17 protein-coding genes are annotated in these 18,461 nt (G+C 38.3%); 10 read left to right on the forward strand and 7 right to left on the reverse strand.

What is annotated here, in order from left to right; genetic code table 11:
- Nucleotides 1-47: 47 nt before the first annotated feature.
- Entirely contained in the window at nt 48-1,979 is a 1,932-nt protein-coding gene (locus TY13_RS10010) for an elongation factor G (protein WP_042475827.1), read from the forward strand.
- Between the two features lie 312 nt (nt 1,980-2,291).
- On the opposite strand, the gene TY13_RS10015 is transcribed toward TY13_RS10010, so the two are convergent.
- The 6 genes from TY13_RS10015 to TY13_RS10040 form a co-directional block, all read right to left on the reverse strand.
- Nucleotides 2,292-3,158, reverse strand: a complete 867-nt coding sequence (locus TY13_RS10015) for a hypothetical protein (protein WP_042475059.1) — start codon at nt 3,156-3,158, stop codon at nt 2,292-2,294.
- 1 nt (nt 3,159) lies between these two features.
- Entirely contained in the window at nt 3,160-3,696 is a 537-nt protein-coding gene (locus TY13_RS10020; protein WP_042475062.1) for a sigma-70 family RNA polymerase sigma factor, read from the reverse strand.
- Between the two features lie 289 nt (nt 3,697-3,985).
- Nucleotides 3,986-5,701, reverse strand: coding sequence for an FTR1 family iron permease (locus TY13_RS10025; RefSeq protein WP_042475066.1), 1,716 nt, complete (start codon nt 5,699-5,701; stop codon nt 3,986-3,988).
- Nucleotides 5,676-6,920 (reverse strand): iron uptake transporter deferrochelatase/peroxidase subunit, encoded by a 1,245-nt coding sequence (gene efeB, locus TY13_RS10030; protein WP_042475069.1) that lies wholly within the window; start codon nt 6,918-6,920, stop codon nt 5,676-5,678. Before efeB ends, TY13_RS10025 begins: the two co-directional genes overlap by 26 nt.
- 6 nt (nt 6,921-6,926) lie before the next feature.
- The gene (gene efeO, locus TY13_RS10035) at nt 6,927-7,769 is read right to left on the reverse strand and encodes an iron uptake system protein EfeO (RefSeq protein WP_042475072.1); all 843 of its coding nucleotides are present in this window, start codon (nt 7,767-7,769) and stop codon (nt 6,927-6,929) included.
- A gap of 317 nt (nt 7,770-8,086) precedes the next feature.
- Nucleotides 8,087-8,614, reverse strand: coding sequence for a transcription repressor NadR (locus TY13_RS10040; protein WP_042475077.1), 528 nt, complete (start codon nt 8,612-8,614; stop codon nt 8,087-8,089).
- 140 nt (nt 8,615-8,754) lie between these two features.
- Between TY13_RS10040 and TY13_RS10045 the strand changes: the two genes are divergently transcribed.
- The 9 genes from TY13_RS10045 to TY13_RS10085 all read left to right on the forward strand — a co-directional run bounded on the left by TY13_RS10045 (nt 8,755) and on the right by TY13_RS10085 (nt 16,912).
- Nucleotides 8,755-9,573: a LysM peptidoglycan-binding domain-containing protein gene (locus TY13_RS10045; RefSeq protein WP_042475078.1), complete on the forward strand. Its 819-nt coding sequence runs from the start codon at nt 8,755-8,757 to the stop codon at nt 9,571-9,573.
- Nucleotide 9,574: 1 nt separating this feature from the next.
- Nucleotides 9,575-10,402 carry a phosphotransferase gene (locus tag TY13_RS10050; protein ID WP_052344294.1) on the forward strand — a complete coding sequence of 276 codons (828 nt, stop codon included), beginning with the start codon at nt 9,575-9,577 and terminating at the stop codon, nt 10,400-10,402.
- A gap of 182 nt (nt 10,403-10,584) precedes the next feature.
- Nucleotides 10,585-11,205, forward strand: a complete 621-nt coding sequence (gene ruvA, locus TY13_RS10055; RefSeq protein WP_042475082.1) for a Holliday junction branch migration protein RuvA — start codon at nt 10,585-10,587, stop codon at nt 11,203-11,205.
- A 12-nt stretch (nt 11,206-11,217) separates the two neighbouring features.
- Nucleotides 11,218-12,219, forward strand: coding sequence for a Holliday junction branch migration DNA helicase RuvB (gene ruvB, locus TY13_RS10060; RefSeq protein WP_042475085.1), 1,002 nt, complete (start codon nt 11,218-11,220; stop codon nt 12,217-12,219).
- 17 nt (nt 12,220-12,236) lie between these two features.
- Complete coding sequence (gene queA, locus TY13_RS10065; RefSeq protein ID WP_042475086.1) at nt 12,237-13,274, forward strand: tRNA preQ1(34) S-adenosylmethionine ribosyltransferase-isomerase QueA; 1,038 nt, start codon at nt 12,237-12,239, stop codon at nt 13,272-13,274.
- Between the two features lie 278 nt (nt 13,275-13,552).
- Entirely contained in the window at nt 13,553-14,698 is a 1,146-nt protein-coding gene (tgt, locus tag TY13_RS10070) for a tRNA guanosine(34) transglycosylase Tgt (RefSeq protein WP_042475088.1), read from the forward strand.
- A gap of 139 nt (nt 14,699-14,837) precedes the next feature.
- Complete coding sequence (gene yajC / locus TY13_RS10075; protein ID WP_042475832.1) at nt 14,838-15,086, forward strand: preprotein translocase subunit YajC; 249 nt, start codon at nt 14,838-14,840, stop codon at nt 15,084-15,086.
- Nucleotides 15,087-15,310: 224 nt separating this feature from the next.
- Nucleotides 15,311-16,123, forward strand: coding sequence for an SH3 domain-containing protein (locus TY13_RS19815; protein WP_052344295.1), 813 nt, complete (start codon nt 15,311-15,313; stop codon nt 16,121-16,123).
- 141 nt (nt 16,124-16,264) lie between these two features.
- Nucleotides 16,265-16,912 carry a DUF421 domain-containing protein gene (locus TY13_RS10085; RefSeq protein WP_042475091.1) on the forward strand — a complete coding sequence of 216 codons (648 nt, stop codon included), beginning with the start codon at nt 16,265-16,267 and terminating at the stop codon, nt 16,910-16,912.
- Here the strand turns inward: TY13_RS10085 and TY13_RS10090 are convergent.
- Nucleotides 16,886-18,379, reverse strand: coding sequence for a putative polysaccharide biosynthesis protein (locus TY13_RS10090; RefSeq protein WP_042475093.1), 1,494 nt, complete (start codon nt 18,377-18,379; stop codon nt 16,886-16,888). The genes TY13_RS10085 and TY13_RS10090 overlap by 27 nt on opposite strands.
- Nucleotides 18,380-18,461 lie beyond the last annotated feature (82 nt).

Consider the following 18,461-nt stretch of genomic DNA (forward strand, 5'->3'; position numbering starts at 1 on the left):
AAATAATGTTTAAAGTCGATTGGAATTATAGTGAAAAAGGTGAAACGATGTTTAAAACAATTGGAATTTTAGCACATGTAGATGCAGGGAAAACAACCTTCTCTGAGCAGCTACTTTATCATATGGAAGGTATTAAAGAAAAGGGGCGTGTCGATAATCAAGATGCACATTTAGATTTTCATGCATTAGAAAGAGCACGCGGTATTACAATTTTTGCAGAGCAAGGGCGCTTTCACTATGAAGGTGATACGTATACATTAATCGATACACCGGGGCATGTTGATTTTTCTCCTGAAATGGAGCGAGCTATTCGTGTGATAGATTATGCGATTGTTATAGTCAGTGCGGTAGAGGGTATACAAGGACATACTGAAACGGTTTGGCAGCTATTACAAAAATATAATGTACCGACCTTCTTATTCATTAATAAAATTGACCGAGAGGGTGCGAGTAAGGAGCAGGTGCTTGCCACGCTACGCCAAGAGCTATCAGATGATATTTTATTTATAGAAAATACTGTTAATGAAGAGCACGTCAAAGAATGGCTTGCAGAGCGTGATGAGCTATTACTTGAATTGTTTTTAGAAGGGGAGCTGGAAAGTTCAATTGTTATAAAGCAATTACAGCAACAAATTGCAACGCGTAAGGCCTTCGTTTGCATGGCAGGAGCAGCATTAAAAGATGAAGGAGTACTACCATTTTTCCAACAGCTTGCTAAGCTAACGATGACGAGCTTTGATTCAGAAGCTCCGTTCCAGGCTGAAGTTTTTAAAATTCGACATGATACAGGTGGGCAGCGACTTACCTTTATGAAGGCGTTACAAGGGCGCTTACAAGTGCGGGATGCCTTTACATTTGGTGATATGACCGAAAAAGTAACAGAAATTCGTCATTATAATGGAGCTAAATTTGACACAGTGACGGCTGTCAATGCTGGCGAAATTTTTGCAGTTAAAGGCTTTAGCCAAGCGCCAATTGGTAATGTAATGGGAAGTACAACAAATGCACCTGATTTTGAATTAATTCCTACACTGCAAGCAAAGGTTGTCTATCATGGTAGCTTACATATGAAGGAAGTCTGGCAGCAATTCCGCCTATTAAATGAAGAAGAGCCATCACTTCGTGCAATTTGGCAAGAAGAATTACAAGAAATACACGTACATGTAATGGGTGTAATCCAGCTAGAGGTACTTATCGAAATTGCTAAGGAACGCTTTAATCTTACTATTACCTTTGCAGATCCGCAAATCATTTATAAAGAAACGATTGCTTCAATTGTAACCGGTTATGGGCATTTTGAGCCGTTAAAGCATTACGCAGAGGTGCATTTACAAATGGAGCCAGCAGCGCGTGGTGCGGGTATAGAGTTTCACAGTGTTTGCCATGCTGACGATTTATCTGTAGGGCATATTCGTTTAGTAGAGCAGCATTTATTTGAAAGAGCGCATAATGGCTTATTAACAGGCTCAGCTGTAACTGATGTGAAGTTTACATTACTGACAGGGCGTGGGCATGTAGAATATACGTCAGGTGGTGATTTCCGCGAGGCGACATTCCGTGCGTTACGCCAAGGCTTGGAGCAAGCTGAAAACATTTTATTAGAGCCTTATTATCATTTTAAAATGAAGGCATCGAGTGATTTTCTTGGGCGTATGATGCATGATGTACAACAAGCGCATGGTATATTTGAACCGCCGATTATGACAGAAACAACGGCAACATTAATTGGTAAAGTCCCTGTTGCGACATTTATGAATTATAACACCATATTTGCGGCATACACGAATGGTAGGGGGACACTTAGCTTGCAGTTTGCAGGCTATGATTTATGTCATAATGCAGAGGAAATTATTAAACAGAAAAATTATGATAAAAATGCAGATCCCCTTTACACATCCTCCAGCATTTTCTGCAAAAAAGGTAAGGGAGAAATTGTTCCTTGGGATGAGGCGAAGGCAGCGATGCATTGCTTGAAATAAAACGAGATTCGAATTTGCTTGCACCAAACTATTCAGTTTTTTATTTATAGCGCATTAACGGACAGTAGTTTTTTACTGTGACGAGTAACCGCAGGAGCAGATGTTTTTTGCGACGAGTAACCGCAGGAGCAGATGTTTTTTGCGACGAGTAACCGCAGGAGCAGATGTTTTTTGCGACGAGTAACCGCAGGAGCACAGACGCCTACCTCGAGTATTGAGGAAAAAAGAAAAATAGGCGATGATTGCATGAAAAGCCCAGTTGGTGAAAGCTGACAATCAGTGGGGATGAGCCCCACTGATTGAAGTTTCATTTTATTCATCCAACTGCAAGGCGAGTTCTAGTGTGTCATAGGAATCACCAGTAATACTAATTGTATAGTAATCACTGTAGGAATTATCTAATATAAATGGCTGTGCAATTTCCCCATATTGTTCGTTACCTTGGGCATCTTTATAGATGAAAGTGACATCTAATGAGATTGTTTGATGGGATGTATATGGCTCACGGGGAATATTTAAAGCTAGGGAGCCACCATTTTGGATAGGCTTATTTAAGCTGTTTGTTACTGTATAGCTTTTATCCCCGATATTTAGTTCTAGATTGAAAAGATCCACTGATGAATTATTAATAAATTGTAATTCGTATTCCTTGCTTAAATAAGAGCCCGTACTATAACGATTTCCATCTTGATCAACAACGATGCGAGGGGCAATTTTTTCAAGTGTTATAATTAATTCATCATCGCTATAAACATAGTAAATAGTCCCGTTTGTTTTTACGGAAATATTTGGGTAAATAACTTCCCTTCGTGATTCTGATAAATTTGCAGCTTCTTTAGCTTCCGCAAATACATGGATTGTTGGAATGGCAACAAGTTCATTTTCATAGAAATAAAAAGAACTGAATTTCGCCGCCATATTTTGACTTTTGAAGTATTGGTCTTCTAAATCATGCGCTGTAATACGATAATTAGCAGAGTGCTCTGTCTGTATATAAATGGCGCTCATTAATAGTAAAACGATAACAGAGAGAGAGAAGGCAATTCGTGGCATCCAGCGAGCTTGCTTTTTCTTTTGTGTTTTTGCGTGGATAGCTACTCGCTCCTTTTGTGTAAATTGTGCATCACGAAAAATACTTTGGTCCATCGTATTACGCAATTCCTTTAATTGTTTCTCCATGCTAATCCCTTCCTTCTAATAAAATTTTTAATCTATCTCTTGCACGCTTTAATCTTGTTTTCACAGTGTTATCATTGCATTGTAAAATCGTTGCCACTTCATTGACTGTTAGCTCCTCGTAGTAATATAACAAAATAACCTCTCGATATTTCGTTGGTAACGCGAGTACAGCACGCGCCAATGCTTCATTATTCTCTTGCTCGATAAGGAATTGTTCCGTTGGTGGCTGTTTTGACAGCTGCTGGTCGAAGCCGCTGTTTTTAACGATAATACGCTTAAACCAAGCTGTTCGATAATAGTCCTTTGCGCGGTTAATAGTAATGCGGTATATCCATGCTTTGTATGATTGAATAGAGTGTCTTTTATTGTATTGTTCGTAGCAAGTAAGGAATACATCTTGTACGATTTCCTGTGCTTTGCCCCAGTCCTGCACATAGCTATAGGCAAGCTTTGTTAAAGCAAGACCATATGTATCCATTAAAGTATCGAGCCATATTTCTGGCGTATTATCTAATGCGATTTGCTCTACATGTGTCATCTCCTCACATCCTTTCTTTGCCCCTAAGACGACTAAAAAGCTGAATGCGTTTCAAAGGATGTGTCAGAAAATTTATTTTTAGACACATCCTTTGCAACGAGGATGGTGGCATCTCGTTCCTGCGATTACTCGTCGCAGACAAAATTTGATGCGACCACCGCAGAAGCACAAGTTTCTAATAGTTAATTAATATAGAAGAGGAGGCTATTCAGAACGAAATTTCTTTCTGAATAGCCTCCTTATTTTACCATGTTAAGTTAGATGTGACAGGGATTTCGTTGATTCTCAATCATCGCTGGCGTTTTTTATAATAAATTGTTGCTGCAATAATCAATAGTAAAATAGCTTGCCCTAGTATCGTTTCTAAAGTAGGATAGAAGCCAATAACAGGAATGACTGGTAGATGTTCCACGATTGTAGTTGGAATCCTATTAGTTAATTGCAATGTGTGCAAGCTTACACCGATAATTTTAAATGTTAACACATAAATTAATACAGTTGCGACAGCGAAAAAGCGGTGAATCGGGATTTTTCCACTTGCTTTAAATAAGATGATTGCAACAATTGCTAAAATTGCTAATGCAACAGCAATACCTAGTATGAAGTGTGTGATAGGCATTTTTGGTGCAATTCCTGCATAAAAGACAATCGTTTCTGCGCCTTCACGGAAAACTGATAAAAAGCTGATAGCTGCCATCGATAGGATAGAGCCACGGGAAATGGCATTGTTTAATTGTTTCGTAATGTAGTTATTCCAGCTAGCTATGTTTGATTTTCTATGCAACCAAATACCAATTCCAAGCATCATGATGGCAGCGGCAAGACCTATATAGCCTTCCATTAGCTCACGTTGGGTATTGATTGTGTTAGAGCTGAAGATTGTTGACATCGCAATTGCAGCAATAGCAGATAATACAATTCCAGCAAATGCCCCAACATAAATCCATTTCTTCATATGCTGCTGCTTTGATTTATTTAAAAATGATATCAAAGCTAAAATAATAAGTAATGCTTCTAAGCCTTCGCGTAGCAAAATAAGTGCAGCATCCCAAATAGAATAGTCCGCCTGGTCCTGTATAAGCTGAATTTCTGTGCGTAGTGTCGAAAGCTTATTTTGTGCACTCTTCACATCTGTATCAGATTTTAATAGCTGGCTTATGATAATAGGCATTTCACTTTCAATTTTCGTATATAAGCCGCCATTGCGTGTTGAAATATCTTGCTCAACGTTTGGCCAAACTTTAATGAAATCGCGCAATTTATCTGATGCAGCTTGATAATCGCCCGCATCTATAAAGCTATTTGCTTCATCTATATATGCAATTAATGTAGCGATTGAATAATCTCCTTCTACAAGAGAAGCCGTTTCCTTACCTGCAATAAAATCATTTATTGTTTGTTTCAATTCACTAAATTGTGATTCAAGTACTTGTATTTCAGGCTGTTCAGAGGAAAGCGTAATGCGTAAGAAGGCCATTTGTGTTTCAATTTGACCATACATGGCAACACTTTGCTCACGTATTGGTCGTTCACTTTTTTTCCAGTTTGAATTAAATTTTTTGTAGGCTTGTTTAATCGTATCAATATTGCCAGTTGCTAAAGCTTGTTCAAATTCTGAGATAACAGGCTGGAACTTTTGTTCAAATTCCCTTCGCTGGGCAGCTATATCTACAGGATTTTCCAATTTCTCTAAATGACGAAGCGCCCTAGACAATTCTGATAATGCAGTCGAGCGCTCCTCCTTTGAGCTAGCTTGAAGTGCCTTTGATAAGATTTGATCTACTTGCGATTTTGCTTCCGTCTGCTCCGTTTGAATTTGTGCCCAGTCTTGTGCAAATTGATTGAGAGCTGCCGTTGCTTCATCATTTTTATCTTGTTTTGTATTCATTAGCGCATCGCTAATGGAAATATATAAATGACTATATGATTGTGCAGCATTTGCAGGAAGTGTAAATACCAAAAGCAATAAGAAAATAATGCTATAATGCGTTAAAAAATGCCTCACCTAAATAACTCCCTTTTGACACACCAGAGAAGCATGCAAAAACTGCGCTGCCACGATGAGTAATATATTCATTCATTTTATCCATGCGTCCTAGGCTATTTTGGACTGAAATAAATTGTGCAGGGTCCTTTTGAAAGGATACAAATAATAGACCTGCGTCATGTGTTCCTGTATTCGCTAGCATACCGGAAGCGTAAGAGTAAGAGCGTCTTAACATACGAGCTCCAGATTTTCTAGCTAAATGAACGTGTGATGTGTTAGGTATAATATAGTTGCCTTCTAAATCTTTTGCTTCTACATCAAAATCATCAAATTCATTGTTTTTTCCAAATGGTGCACCGCTGTCACGATAGCGGCCAAAAGTTGCTTCCTGTTCTTTTAAAGATGTACGATCCCACGTTTCTAGATGCATTTGAATTTTGCGTGCTACTAAATAGCTGCCGCCTTTAAGCCAACCATCTTCCACCCATACTACTTTATTTAAATCTTGTTCACTTGTAATAGAAGGATTCACTGTTCCATCTTTAAATGCAAATAAATTGCGCGGTGATCCACCATCGGCAGGGAAGGAGTTGAAGCCTGCTTGTGACCATTTCATTTCTACTTTTCCTGAGGCAGCTCGAATTAAATTACGCACTGCATGAAAGGCTACTTGTGGGTCATCAGCACAAGCTTGGATGCAAATATCGCCACCTGTCCATTCGGGTTGTAACTGATCCTTTGGAAAATGCGGTAATTCTACAAATGCTGTGGGTTTTGCATATTGAATGTTCAATTTGTCAAACAGTGACACACCAATCCCAAATGTAAGCGATAAATTAGCAGCATCTAAGCCTTGTGCTTCACCAGTATCGCCAGTAGGGATACTAGCATTCGATGTCACATCAACCATTTGCTCGCCATTCATTAAACGAACAGCAAGTGGTGTCCATTTCTTAAACAATGCTTGTAAATCATCAATAGATGTAAAAAGCACGTTTAATGATGCAAAATAAATATGTTTTTGTACAGGTGTAGTAATACCTGCTTGATGCTTACCGTAAAAATTTATTTTATTTTTTGTATTGTTATTATCAGCAATAATGTCTAATGGGTTGTAGCCCATTGTGTGCATAATACCGCCAAGGCTAGAGGCTCCAATCGCTACACCAGCGATGCTTGCACCTGTCAGCTTTAACATCTCTCGTCTTGAAATTTTTTTATCATTTTGTGTTGGCATATTACATCACTCCAAAATAATACCCATTTGGCTTAATGGCTCGCCTAATTGGTTAACAGCAGTTGCTAATGCTTTTGTATCCTGCTCCGTTAATTCTTCATATGAAACAAAACCACCATCAGTTGTAGCATATTGTGCTAATAATTCGTTTACTGACGTAAAATTTCCATCTAATGTTGCTACTAAATCTTTATCTTTTTCTTGTAATTTGGGGCGTAAAATATCAAATATCTTTTGTGCGCCTTCAATATTTGCTTTGAAATCATATAAATCTGTATGTGAGTAAATTTCTTCCTCACCCGTAATTTTTGATGTAGAAACTTCATTTAGTAAGTCAACAGCACCAGTAAGCATTAAGTCTGGAGTTACTTCAACAGTTTGCACAAGCGCATGAAGTTCCTTTGTATCAGCTAAAAGTTGATCAGCAATCGCCTCATAGCCAGCCGTTTTATTTTCTACCCATAACGCATATTCAAGCTTATGATAGCCTGTCCATTCTTCTTCTCCTTTGCCTTCTTCCTCAATATCAGCTAAACGGCCATCGATGCGAGGGTCAAGGTCGCCGAAGCTTTCTGCGATTGGCTCAGAGCGTTCAAAATACATACGTGTAGGCGCGTATAAGGCTTTTGCCTTGTCGATATCACCAGCTTTAAATGCTGTAACGAACTTCTCAGTTTCAAGTAAAAATTGATCCATTTGCTCTAAGGAAAATTGCTGGTATGCTGATAATTCCTCCGATAAATCGGTTGATGTAGCTGGTGTTTCTTCTGTTTTTTCATCCTCTATATTGTTACAGCCCGTCAATAGAATCGTGCCAATGGCTAAAGCTGAAAATAATTTTGTTTTCATTATAAAAATACCTACTTTCTAAAGTTTATATATGAATGATAATGATTATCAAACTCGATTGCAATATTTTTTTTTTGGAAATCAATTACGCCTTGGTTAACTATTTTCCAGATTTTTTTGAGCTTGCGAGGGGAATTTTTTAAAATCTGTGATATCCGCCAAGGGGGTGGGGCAATACGATGTTGGTCACTCAATCGTTGCGTTCTTAGACTAAGTTTCTATGATTCAGTAAGTGCTTGTATACCTACTGAATCAAAATAAAAAAGATATCTTACTATTGTGTTATGTGACACATTTAGCAAAATATCATTTACATTTTAGTTTTCAACTAAATAGCCTTTTTCACGTAGCCGTTCTTCAGCTAAATCAAGTAAGCCTTCAGATGGTGCACTAATGATGTGCATATGCGTTCCGTCTGTTAAAACGGATAAATAAGTAGCTTTTGTATCTTCTACACGCTTAACGAAAGCCTCTACTTCAGGGCGATTAGATACCATAATAGAGGCGGTAATTTCACCGTACACTGCGTGGTCAACAATCACATTTTTAATCATCACACCGCAATCTACAATTGTATACATTTCATCTAATGCATTATCGGCGCTATGTGTACAAACGATTTTCCGTTCTATATGAGTTGCTTTTTCCAAAGGCATATACAAATAGCCTTGGCTTGTTGCAATAATTGGTTCGTTACGTGCTTTTAATAAATTCATATCATTAACAATAACTTGACGTGATACATTAGCATGTTTTGCTAAATCTGTACCTGTAATTGGTTTACCCGCAGCTTTTAATAATGATAATAGCTCATAGCGACGTTCATCGCCCAACATTTTTTTCATGCCATCACCTCGAATAAATTTAATGTATATCCACAATTTGTCCTAACATAGTGTAACACGAGAGCATCTATATGCGCCTAAAAGATTTGTGTCCATTTTTTAATTTCCACATATGATAAAGCGAGAAAAGGAGGATGCCCATGCGAGTTCATATTGTCCAAAAAGGCGATACACTGTGGAAGATTGCCAAACAATATAGTATCGGCTTTGAGGAGCTAAAGCGTTTAAATGCTCATTTAGCAAATCCAGATTACATTGTACCGGGAATGGAAATATATTTACCAGACGGTCAGCATGTGAAGGAAAGGCCAAAAGAGCATATGAAAGAGCATATAAAAGAAAAGGTGGAGAGTCCACGGAGACATGTTCCACCACCAGCACCACCGAAAATTGAGCAGCCTATCATGCCACCAATGCACTGGCAGCCACAACAGCCTGTATGGCCAGAATTTAATTTTTATATGCCGTGGCATATTGATATGACACAAATGCAAACAATGCCACAACAGCCAATTATGCCACCACCACAAATCCAGCAACCGATTATGCCGTTGCCAGAGGTACAACAACCAATTATGCCACCACCGAAAATTGAGCAGCCGATTATGCCAATGCCGGAACTACAACAGCCAATTATGCCACCGCCACATATGATGTTCCCACCGCCGATGCCATGTCCATCAATGTGTATGCCACCAATGCCAATGATGTGCTGCCCGATGCCTATGCCAACACCATACGATATGATGATGTATCCGCAGATGCAGCAGTTTCCTAGTATGCCACCACAACAACTAGCTGAGATGGAACAACAAGCTTCACCAATGATGGAACCAGAAATGCGCACCGAAAATTATTATGAAGAAATGAACCAGCCTTGCCCATGCTCACCGCATCCACAAATGATGCCAATGCAAATGCCATGTCAGCCAATGCCTTTCCCACCATGGCATTATTAACATGTATATTAAGCATAATTGCTGGAAATGGCAAACGGCAACAGGCACATTTTTTGTCAAAAAATATGATGAAATTGTAATCGAAAAAAAAGTAAAAAATATTCATCAAAAATTGACAGCAATTGGCTTCCCTTATCATATTCCAATTGTCAATAACAATGATGGGGTAGTCATTCAAAAATGGCATGAAGGTCGAAGTGCGCGTTTTGACCAAAAAGAAGAACGGTTAGCAGCTGTCGATTGCCTGCAAGCTCTTCATGAAACGAAAAAAAGTATTGATTGGCAGCTTGAGCCGCTTCCTCGTCAGCAGCTACAGCGAAAATGGCGGGCAAGGTTTGATCGCTTTTTGATAAATGAAAAAGAGCTTTCTTATTATTTAGATAAAGATTACACCACAATTGTTAACTCTACGCATAAAGGTTTACGTAAAATGTCGAAAGCTCCTGTGCAAGCTGTGGAATCAACTTTGCTGCATGGAGATGTTGTGCATCATAATTTTTTGAAAACAGATAAAGGGATTTTGTTAATCGATTTTGATTTAGCTATACTTGGCTCGCCAATCGATGAAATGATTTTATGGCTGCATCGTGCTTTGCCAAATGTTGATTATGATTTATCATTGCTTCTTAAGGAACATCCTTATACAGCTATTTGTATACCACAGCTTTCGTATATATATTATCCGAATGAATTACTGCGAGAATGGCTTTATATTTTACAGTTAGATGCAAAAGAGCGCGAGCCTTTTTTAGATTACTTAATCCCTTTTACAAAAAAAGCGCTAAAACATTGGCCGAGGCTAATAAAACAAATTGAACACTATACTTAAAGTGTTGATCGAATAATCATTACATTAAAATGTATAGGAAGTGCCGAAAAAGCAGATATTGTTTTGCTTTTTCGGCATTTTTTTATCAATTTAATATCTTATCCTACGTTCCGCTATAACAATCAATGGGGAGGAACTTTCACTTTATGCTATAATAAATGCATGATTGTGAGGGATAAAAGATGTATGATTATTTAAAAGGACAGGTGACACGTATTACACCTGAATATATCGTTGTAGAGCAGCAAGGTATAGGCTGGCGATTATTTACACCAAACCCATTTGCTTTTCAAAAAACGGCAGTAGAACAGCAGGTTTTTTTACATATGCATGTACGTGAGGATGCGCAATTTCTTTATGGATTTACAAGTCTAGACCAACGTGAGCTCTTTCGAAAATTAATTCAAGTATCGGGCATTGGACCAAAGGGAGCGCTAGCAATTTTAGCGACAGGTAATCCAGTGCAAGTAATTCAGGCGATTGAAATGGAGGACGAGTCATTTTTAATTAAATTCCCTGGCGTTGGGAAGAAAACGGCACGCCAAATGATTTTAGATTTAAAAGGCAAGTTAGGGGCTTTATTAGATCATGTAGAGCTGCCAAGTACAGAGGAGGAGCTTCCGTTATTTGGTGTCAATCCGTATAAGCATGAACTAGAAGAGGCATTATTAGCATTAACGGCACTCGGCTATGCAGAACGTGAGCTAGCAAAGGTGCAGCCACAGCTTGAAGCAGATGAAGCATTAACCACGACGGATGCTTATATGAAGCAAGCGTTAAAGCTACTATTGAAATTAAAATAGGAGGAATAAGGAATGTCAGATCGAGTGATTTCAAGCGAAGCGAATGCGGCAGAGGAACAACTCGAGTATTCTTTACGCCCGCAGACGCTTGCGCAATATATTGGACAGCATCAAGTAAAGGATAATTTGAAGATTTTCATAGAAGCAGCAAAGCAGCGTCAAGAATGCCTAGATCATGTACTTCTGTATGGACCACCAGGGCTCGGAAAAACGACGTTAGCCTCTGTTATTGCGAATGAAATGGGCGTACAAGTCCGTATGACGAGTGGACCAGCTATTGAACGACCAGGTGATTTAGCAGCTATCGTTAGCAGCTTAGAACCAGGTGATGTGTTGTTTATAGATGAGATTCACCGTCTACCACGGGCGATTGAAGAAGTGCTTTATCCCGCAATGGAGGATTTTTGCTTGGATATCGTTGTAGGCAAAGGTCCAGAAGCACGCTCAATTCGTCTAGAATTGCCACCATTTACGTTAGTTGGAGCAACCACGAGAGCGGGGGCATTATCTGCACCACTACGTGATCGCTTTGGTGTGCTACTCCGTTTAGAGTTTTATGATGAGGAATCATTGGCAAAGATCGTTATACGTAGCGGTCAACTTTTTGGAGTAGCAATGGATGACGCAGCAGCATATGAAATTGCCCGTCGTTCCAGAGGGACACCTCGTATTGCCAATCGTTTATTAAAGCGTGTCCGGGATTATGCCCAAGTAATAGGAGATGGACAAATTTCGTTACCTCTTGCTAAGCAGGCATTAGAACTGTTACAGGTGGATCCACTTGGCTTAGACCATATAGACCATAAATTATTAATGGCAATGCTAGAGCGCTTCCGCGGTGGTCCAGTAGGTTTGGATACATTGGCGGCATCAATTGGTGAGGAACGTATAACGATAGAAGATGTTTATGAGCCATATTTATTGCAAATCGGCTTCGTGCAGCGAACACCAAGAGGTCGTATTGCAACGGCATTGGCGTATGAGCATTTCGGCATAACGCCACAACAATCTTAAGTAAAAGGACGTTTTTTATGAAAGTAGAAGATTTTGATTTTTATTTACCAGAGCAATTAATTGCCCAAACACCATTATTAGACCGAACAGCAAGTCGTCTATTAGTTGTCAATCCAAATGAGCAAGAGCTTGAGCATCATCAATTTGCACATATTTTAGACGAGCTTCACGCTGGGGATTGCCTTGTGTTAAATGATACGCGCGTATTACCTGCTCGCTTAATTGGTGTAAAAGAGGATACTGGCGCAAATATTGAAATATTATTGTTAAAGCAAACGAATGATGATGAATGGGAAACATTAGTCAAACCAGCAAAGCGCGTGAAAGTAGGTACTGTGATTACATTTGGTGAAGGCTTACTACGTGCGGAATGTGTTGGTGAGTTAGAGCATGGTGGACGTATATTCAAATTTCAGTATGAAGGCATTTTTTATGAGATTTTGGAGCGTTTGGGAGAAATGCCTTTACCGCCATATATTCGCGAAAAGTTGGATGATCAGGAACGCTATCAAACAGTATACGCTAAGGAGCGCGGTTCGGCAGCGGCTCCAACCGCAGGACTACATTTTACAGAGCCATTGCTTGAGGCGATACGTGCTAAAGGTGTAGAAATTGCTTTCGTTACATTGCATGTAGGCTTAGGTACGTTTCGACCTGTAAGTGTTGAATCAATTGAAGACCATGACATGCATTCGGAATTTTATAGTGTATCAGAGGAAACTGCTGAAATCATTAACCGCACGAAAGCAAACGGTGGGAATGTTATTGCAGTAGGTACAACATCAACACGCACTTTGGAAACTGTCGCTTCTAAAAATGACGGGAAAATCGTTGCTGAGCAAGGATGGACGGCTATTTTCATTTATCCAGGGTATGAATTTAAAGCGGTTGATGGGCTTATAACGAATTTCCATCTTCCGAAATCAACGCTTGTGATGCTTGTTAGTGCTCTAGCAGGTAAAGAAACGATCTTACATGCTTATAAAGAGGCGGTAGACGAAAAGTACCGTTTCTTTAGCTTTGGCGATGCGATGTTTATTCGTCCAGCCAAATAAAGTGAAACTGCAATCAGTGAAGATTAAAACAGGGAGAGCAGATGCTAACATCCTGATGGTCTCCCATTAGACATTTATGGGTAGTTGTCTTCCATTTTTCTTATGAAATAAAAAGGAAGAACATTCTTTATTTATATAAAATCTCTGCCTGTTAATGTAGGATAAATTGCTATTTAACAGATAGCACTATACAATAAAGTTTTGTGTGCAATGTCATTGTTGACACATAGATGAATTCGAGGTACTGTTTTTACCTTTAGAAATGAGAGGGATTTTTGATGACACAACCAGCTATACGCTATGAATTAATTAAAACATGTAAGCAAACGGGCGCACGTCTAGGAATCGTGCATACACCACACGGCTCGTTTGAAACACCTACATTTATGCCTGTTGGAACACAAGCAACTGTTAAGGCAATGTCGCCTGAAGAGCTAAAAGAAATGAATGCAGGCATCATTTTATCGAACACCTACCACTTATGGCTACGTCCAGGTAATGATATTGTCAAGGAAGCAGGAGGTCTCCATAAATTTATGAACTGGGATCGCCCGATTTTAACAGATTCAGGTGGTTTCCAAGTATTTTCTTTAAGCAAGTTCCGTAAAATCGAGGAAGAAGGCGTTTATTTCCGTAACCATTTAAACGGTGATAAGCTATTTTTAAGTCCTGAAAAAGCGATGGAAATTCAAAATGATTTAGGTTCAGATATTATGATGGCTTTCGATGAATGTCCACCATATCCAGCAACATATGACTATATGTTAAAATCAGTTGACCGTACAACTCGTTGGGCAAAGCGCTGTAAAGAGGCACATAGTCGACCTGAAGAGCAAGGCTTATTTGGCATTATTCAAGGTGGCGAGTATGAGGACTTGCGCCGCCGTTCAGCAGAAGCATTAGTAGAATTAGATTTTCCTGGCTATGCAATCGGTGGTTTGTCGGTAGGGGAGCCAAAAGAAATCATGAACCGCGTGTTGGACTTTACAGCACCTTTAATGCCTGCTAATAAGCCGCGCTATTTAATGGGCGTGGGTTCGCCAGATTCGCTTATCGATGGTGCAATTCGTGGCATTGATATGTTTGACTGTGTACTACCAACTCGTATTGCGCGTAACGGTACCCTAATGACATCAGAAGGTCGCATGGTTATTAAAAATGCAAAATTCGCACGTGATTTCCGTCCAATTGATGAAAATTGTGATTGCTACACATGTAAAAACTATACACGCGCATATGTGCGACATTTATTACGCACAGAGGAAACGTTCGGCTTACGTTTAACTTCTTATCATAATTTACGCTTCTTAATTAAGTTAATGGAAGATGTTCGCCAAGCTATTCGTGAAGACCGTTTAGGTGATTTTAAAGAAGAGTTTTTTGAAAAATATGGCTATAATTTGCCGGATGCAAAAAATTTCTAAGAAAATTTGTTGTTAAACTAGAGAAATAGTAGAAAATTTGAGAAAAAAAGCGTTTTCTAATCGCTTTTTTATAGTATTTTATACTATACTGTAGAAGTGAGATTTTGAAAGGAGGAGAAATACATTGAGTTCTTCATTTATGAATATCGGAATGATCGTAGTAATGTTCGTTGCGATGTGGTTTATTTTAATCCGTCCAGCACAAAAAAGACAAAAAGCAACGATAGAAATGCAAAATAGTATTAAACGCGGTGACCGTGTAGTAACGATTGGTGGTTTACATGGTGAAGTAGACGCGATTGAAGATACAGTAGTATATTTAATCATTGCGGACAACGTACGTGTGAAATTTGAAAGACAAGCTATTGGTCGAGTTTTAGTAGACTAAGAGAATAGGGCTGACAGGTAAAGTAGATGTTAAAATCTATTTTCCTGTCAGCTTTTTTCATTTTTGCTTAAGTATTTGCTATTTTGAGGAATGTTAACTGTAAAATAGACCGTTATATCTAATTTTCGCTTCGTTAATCTACTGAATGTATGATATAATTTTTACGCATTATAGAAAATTGTATAGTTCAAAAAGCATATCTGATTAGAAATGGGGGATACAGAATGAAGCGAATTTTAATAGCTACTTTTATGTTATTAGCTGTAGTAGTAGGTGTTGTTTATAGTAGTGGAAAGGCTGATGCAGCTAGTAAAACAGTGTATGTTAATGCGAAAAGTGACATTATTTTACGCGATCAACCAGTAAAAAATGCAAAGCAAATTGGAACAGTGAAAAATAAATCTGCTGTTACTTTGCTTTCAACAAAGCAGGAATGGTCATATATTCAGGCTGGCAAACAAAAGGGCTATGTATATTCATCAGCATTATCAGCGAAAAATCCGAATAAAAAAGTGACAGGGGGATTATATCCGAAAGCAGGTCTTACGCTTATCTATAGTCCAGATTACTATGCAGCTTCGAAAAAAGGAGTAGAAAAGTATCATACATGTGGTTCGAAAGAATATACATCTGTCGTTTTAGTATTAAGTACAATACCTTGTAGTAATGATGTAAATTATGGATATGCTGTGGGTGATTACGTTTCGGAATGGCATAATAATACAAAATGGCTAGATATCGGTGTGGCCGAGTCGGATGTAACATTTGGTCAATATAAATATCCAATGACAGAAGGAAGCTATACATACGAATATACAATCTTGCCAAATGAAGATTTTCCAGAGAAGGTTAAAATTTTTGTCGAAAGTACAACAAAAACTGTCAAAGTAAAAGCAGGTACATTTGAGAATGTAGTTATTTTAAAGGCTTATAATAATTATCGTTATTATTTTGTGAAAGATATTGGGCTGATTAAAATAACAGATGGCCAAGGACGCACGATTTCTGAATTAATTTTAGTTGAAAATGAAAAATAGCAAAAAAGAGGTCCTGTATTGACTTGATTAAATGGACAGCTATGAAAGGGCAAACAATGTATGAACTAGCCTCGATTTAAAAATAAACCTGTATGAAAAACCCTCGTTTTGCTCACAATGAACAAAAAGAGGGTTTTGGGTGTGCAAGAATATTTATTAATTATAATGAGAACAGTTTTTCTATATTTTCTTGTATTATTTGTATTTCGGATGATGGGTAAGCGCGAATTAGGAGAGCTAAGCATTTTAGATGTAGCTGTATATGTATTAATTGCAGAAGTCGCTGCTTTGGCTCTTGAAGATGTGGACAAGCCATTTTTGAAATCTGTCTTGCCAATATTACTACTTTTCACTATTCAATATATTAATGCAATTTTTATATTAAAAAATAAACGTTTGCGCGATGTTATTGATGGAGACCCTACAATTATTGTGCGTGATGGTATCATTTTAGAGCATGAAATGGCGAAGCAGCGGTATAATTTAGATGATTTATTTCAACAAATGCGAGAGCAGGGGGTCAGCTCTATACAAACGATTTCCTTTGCTTTTTTAGAGCAATCGGGTAAGCTGTCCATTTATAAGAAAGATGACCCTGCTTTTATTTTACCCATTATTGTCGACGGTTATTTAGATGTTAAGCATCTACGTTTAATTGGTAAAACAGAAGAGTGGCTAGAAGATGAGCTACGTGCACAAGGTATTTATTCACCTAAGAGTGTTTTTTATGCTAGCTATGAAGAAGGCAAATTACATGTTCAGTTAAAGTCTCGAAAAAATAGCACGTAAATAGCGTAAATCTTGCCAACGAATTTGATTTGTGAGCAATAGTAATAGTGTAATAAGTGCCAACGTGATTGCACTATCAGTCCAAAAATGACCAGTAAAGTGAATGAATGTTTGCACAAGGCAGACGAAAATAAATATTGCATAGGGTACTACGAAAATTTGAAAACCAACACCGATGCGAGGATGCTGACGCAATGTTGCGATATGTAAAAATGATGTAATAAGTACACCAAAGCCAATCGCAATAATTGCTCCTTTTTCCTGAATAAATGGTTGTGAGGCAAGCGCGAATAAAATAAATAGCTTTGCCAAGCCGCCATACACTGAATTCATCATTGCTGCTCGGGCCTCATCAACAGCTTGTAAAATAGAATGAAGCGGGCTTTGTACGTAATAAAAATAAAATATTGGCGCCAATATTTTCATAAATCCGCGATTTTCCTCTAAATGAAATAGCTTCATCGCAAGTTCATCACCGTAAATAAAAAAATAAGTAGCAGCGAAGCAACCGATAATGGATGAGAGGCGTAGTGACACCGCTACACGCTCAGTTAATATTGCTGTATTATTACGTGCAACTGCATCGCTAACAGCTGGAATAAGTACAATTGCTAAAGCATTGGGTATGAATGAAGGAAATAGCAGTAATGGGATATGCACACCTGAAATAACGCCATACAAAGTAGTGGCGGCAGTTGCAGCAAGTCCAGAAACGGTTAGTGCCTTTAAAAAAATAATTGGCTCTAAAAACCACGTAAATGTGCCGAACATTTTACTGCCCGCTGAAGGTAAAGCAATACGAAATAATGGTGCAGCAGGGTAGCTTGCTGTTTTTTTTGTGTATTTTTCTTTTGCATAGTGAAATGCTAAAAACAATAACGAAAAAATTTCTCCAAGCAATGTAATAAGCATCGCACCTGCGGCTGTAATACTCGCATCAGCACTAACAAAATACGGTAAAAGTAAAATAACAAGCGCAATACGTAAAACTTGCTCTAGCAACTGAGCCCAAGCTGTAGGCGTTATTTTTGCTAAACCTTGTAAATAAGCTTTTATTAAGCTTGCATAAACAACGATTGGTACAGTAAACAATGATACTTTTAAAGTAAGGGCAATAGTTTCATTTTGTAATAATGTGCGAGCAAGCCATGGTAATGACAAATAAAGCGGGGGTAATAAAATTAAAATTGCAATTGTAGAAATAAAAGTCGCTTTTGTCATAACTGCTTGTACATCTTCATTGCGCTTTTTCGCACGAAGTTCTGCTGTCAGTTTAGCAACAGCGATTGGCAAGCCAAGCTGAGCAATCGAAATAAAAAAAATAAATGTTGGATAAGCAGTCATATAAATACCAACTGCTTCTTCTCCAGCAATACGCATAAATTGCATGCGGTAAATAAAGCCAAAGCATTTTGATAAAAAAATGACAAATATTAAAAAGATTGTACCCTTTATAAATGATGCCACCAGCGCCATCCCTTCTCAACTTATCTTTTTTGATATACACTATTTGTATGCATGAAAAGTAGTGATTACAACTTTAAAACTG

Source organism: Bacillus ndiopicus, assembly GCF_000612805.1.
Lineage (GTDB): Bacteria > Bacillota > Bacilli > Bacillales_A > Planococcaceae > Metasolibacillus > Metasolibacillus ndiopicus.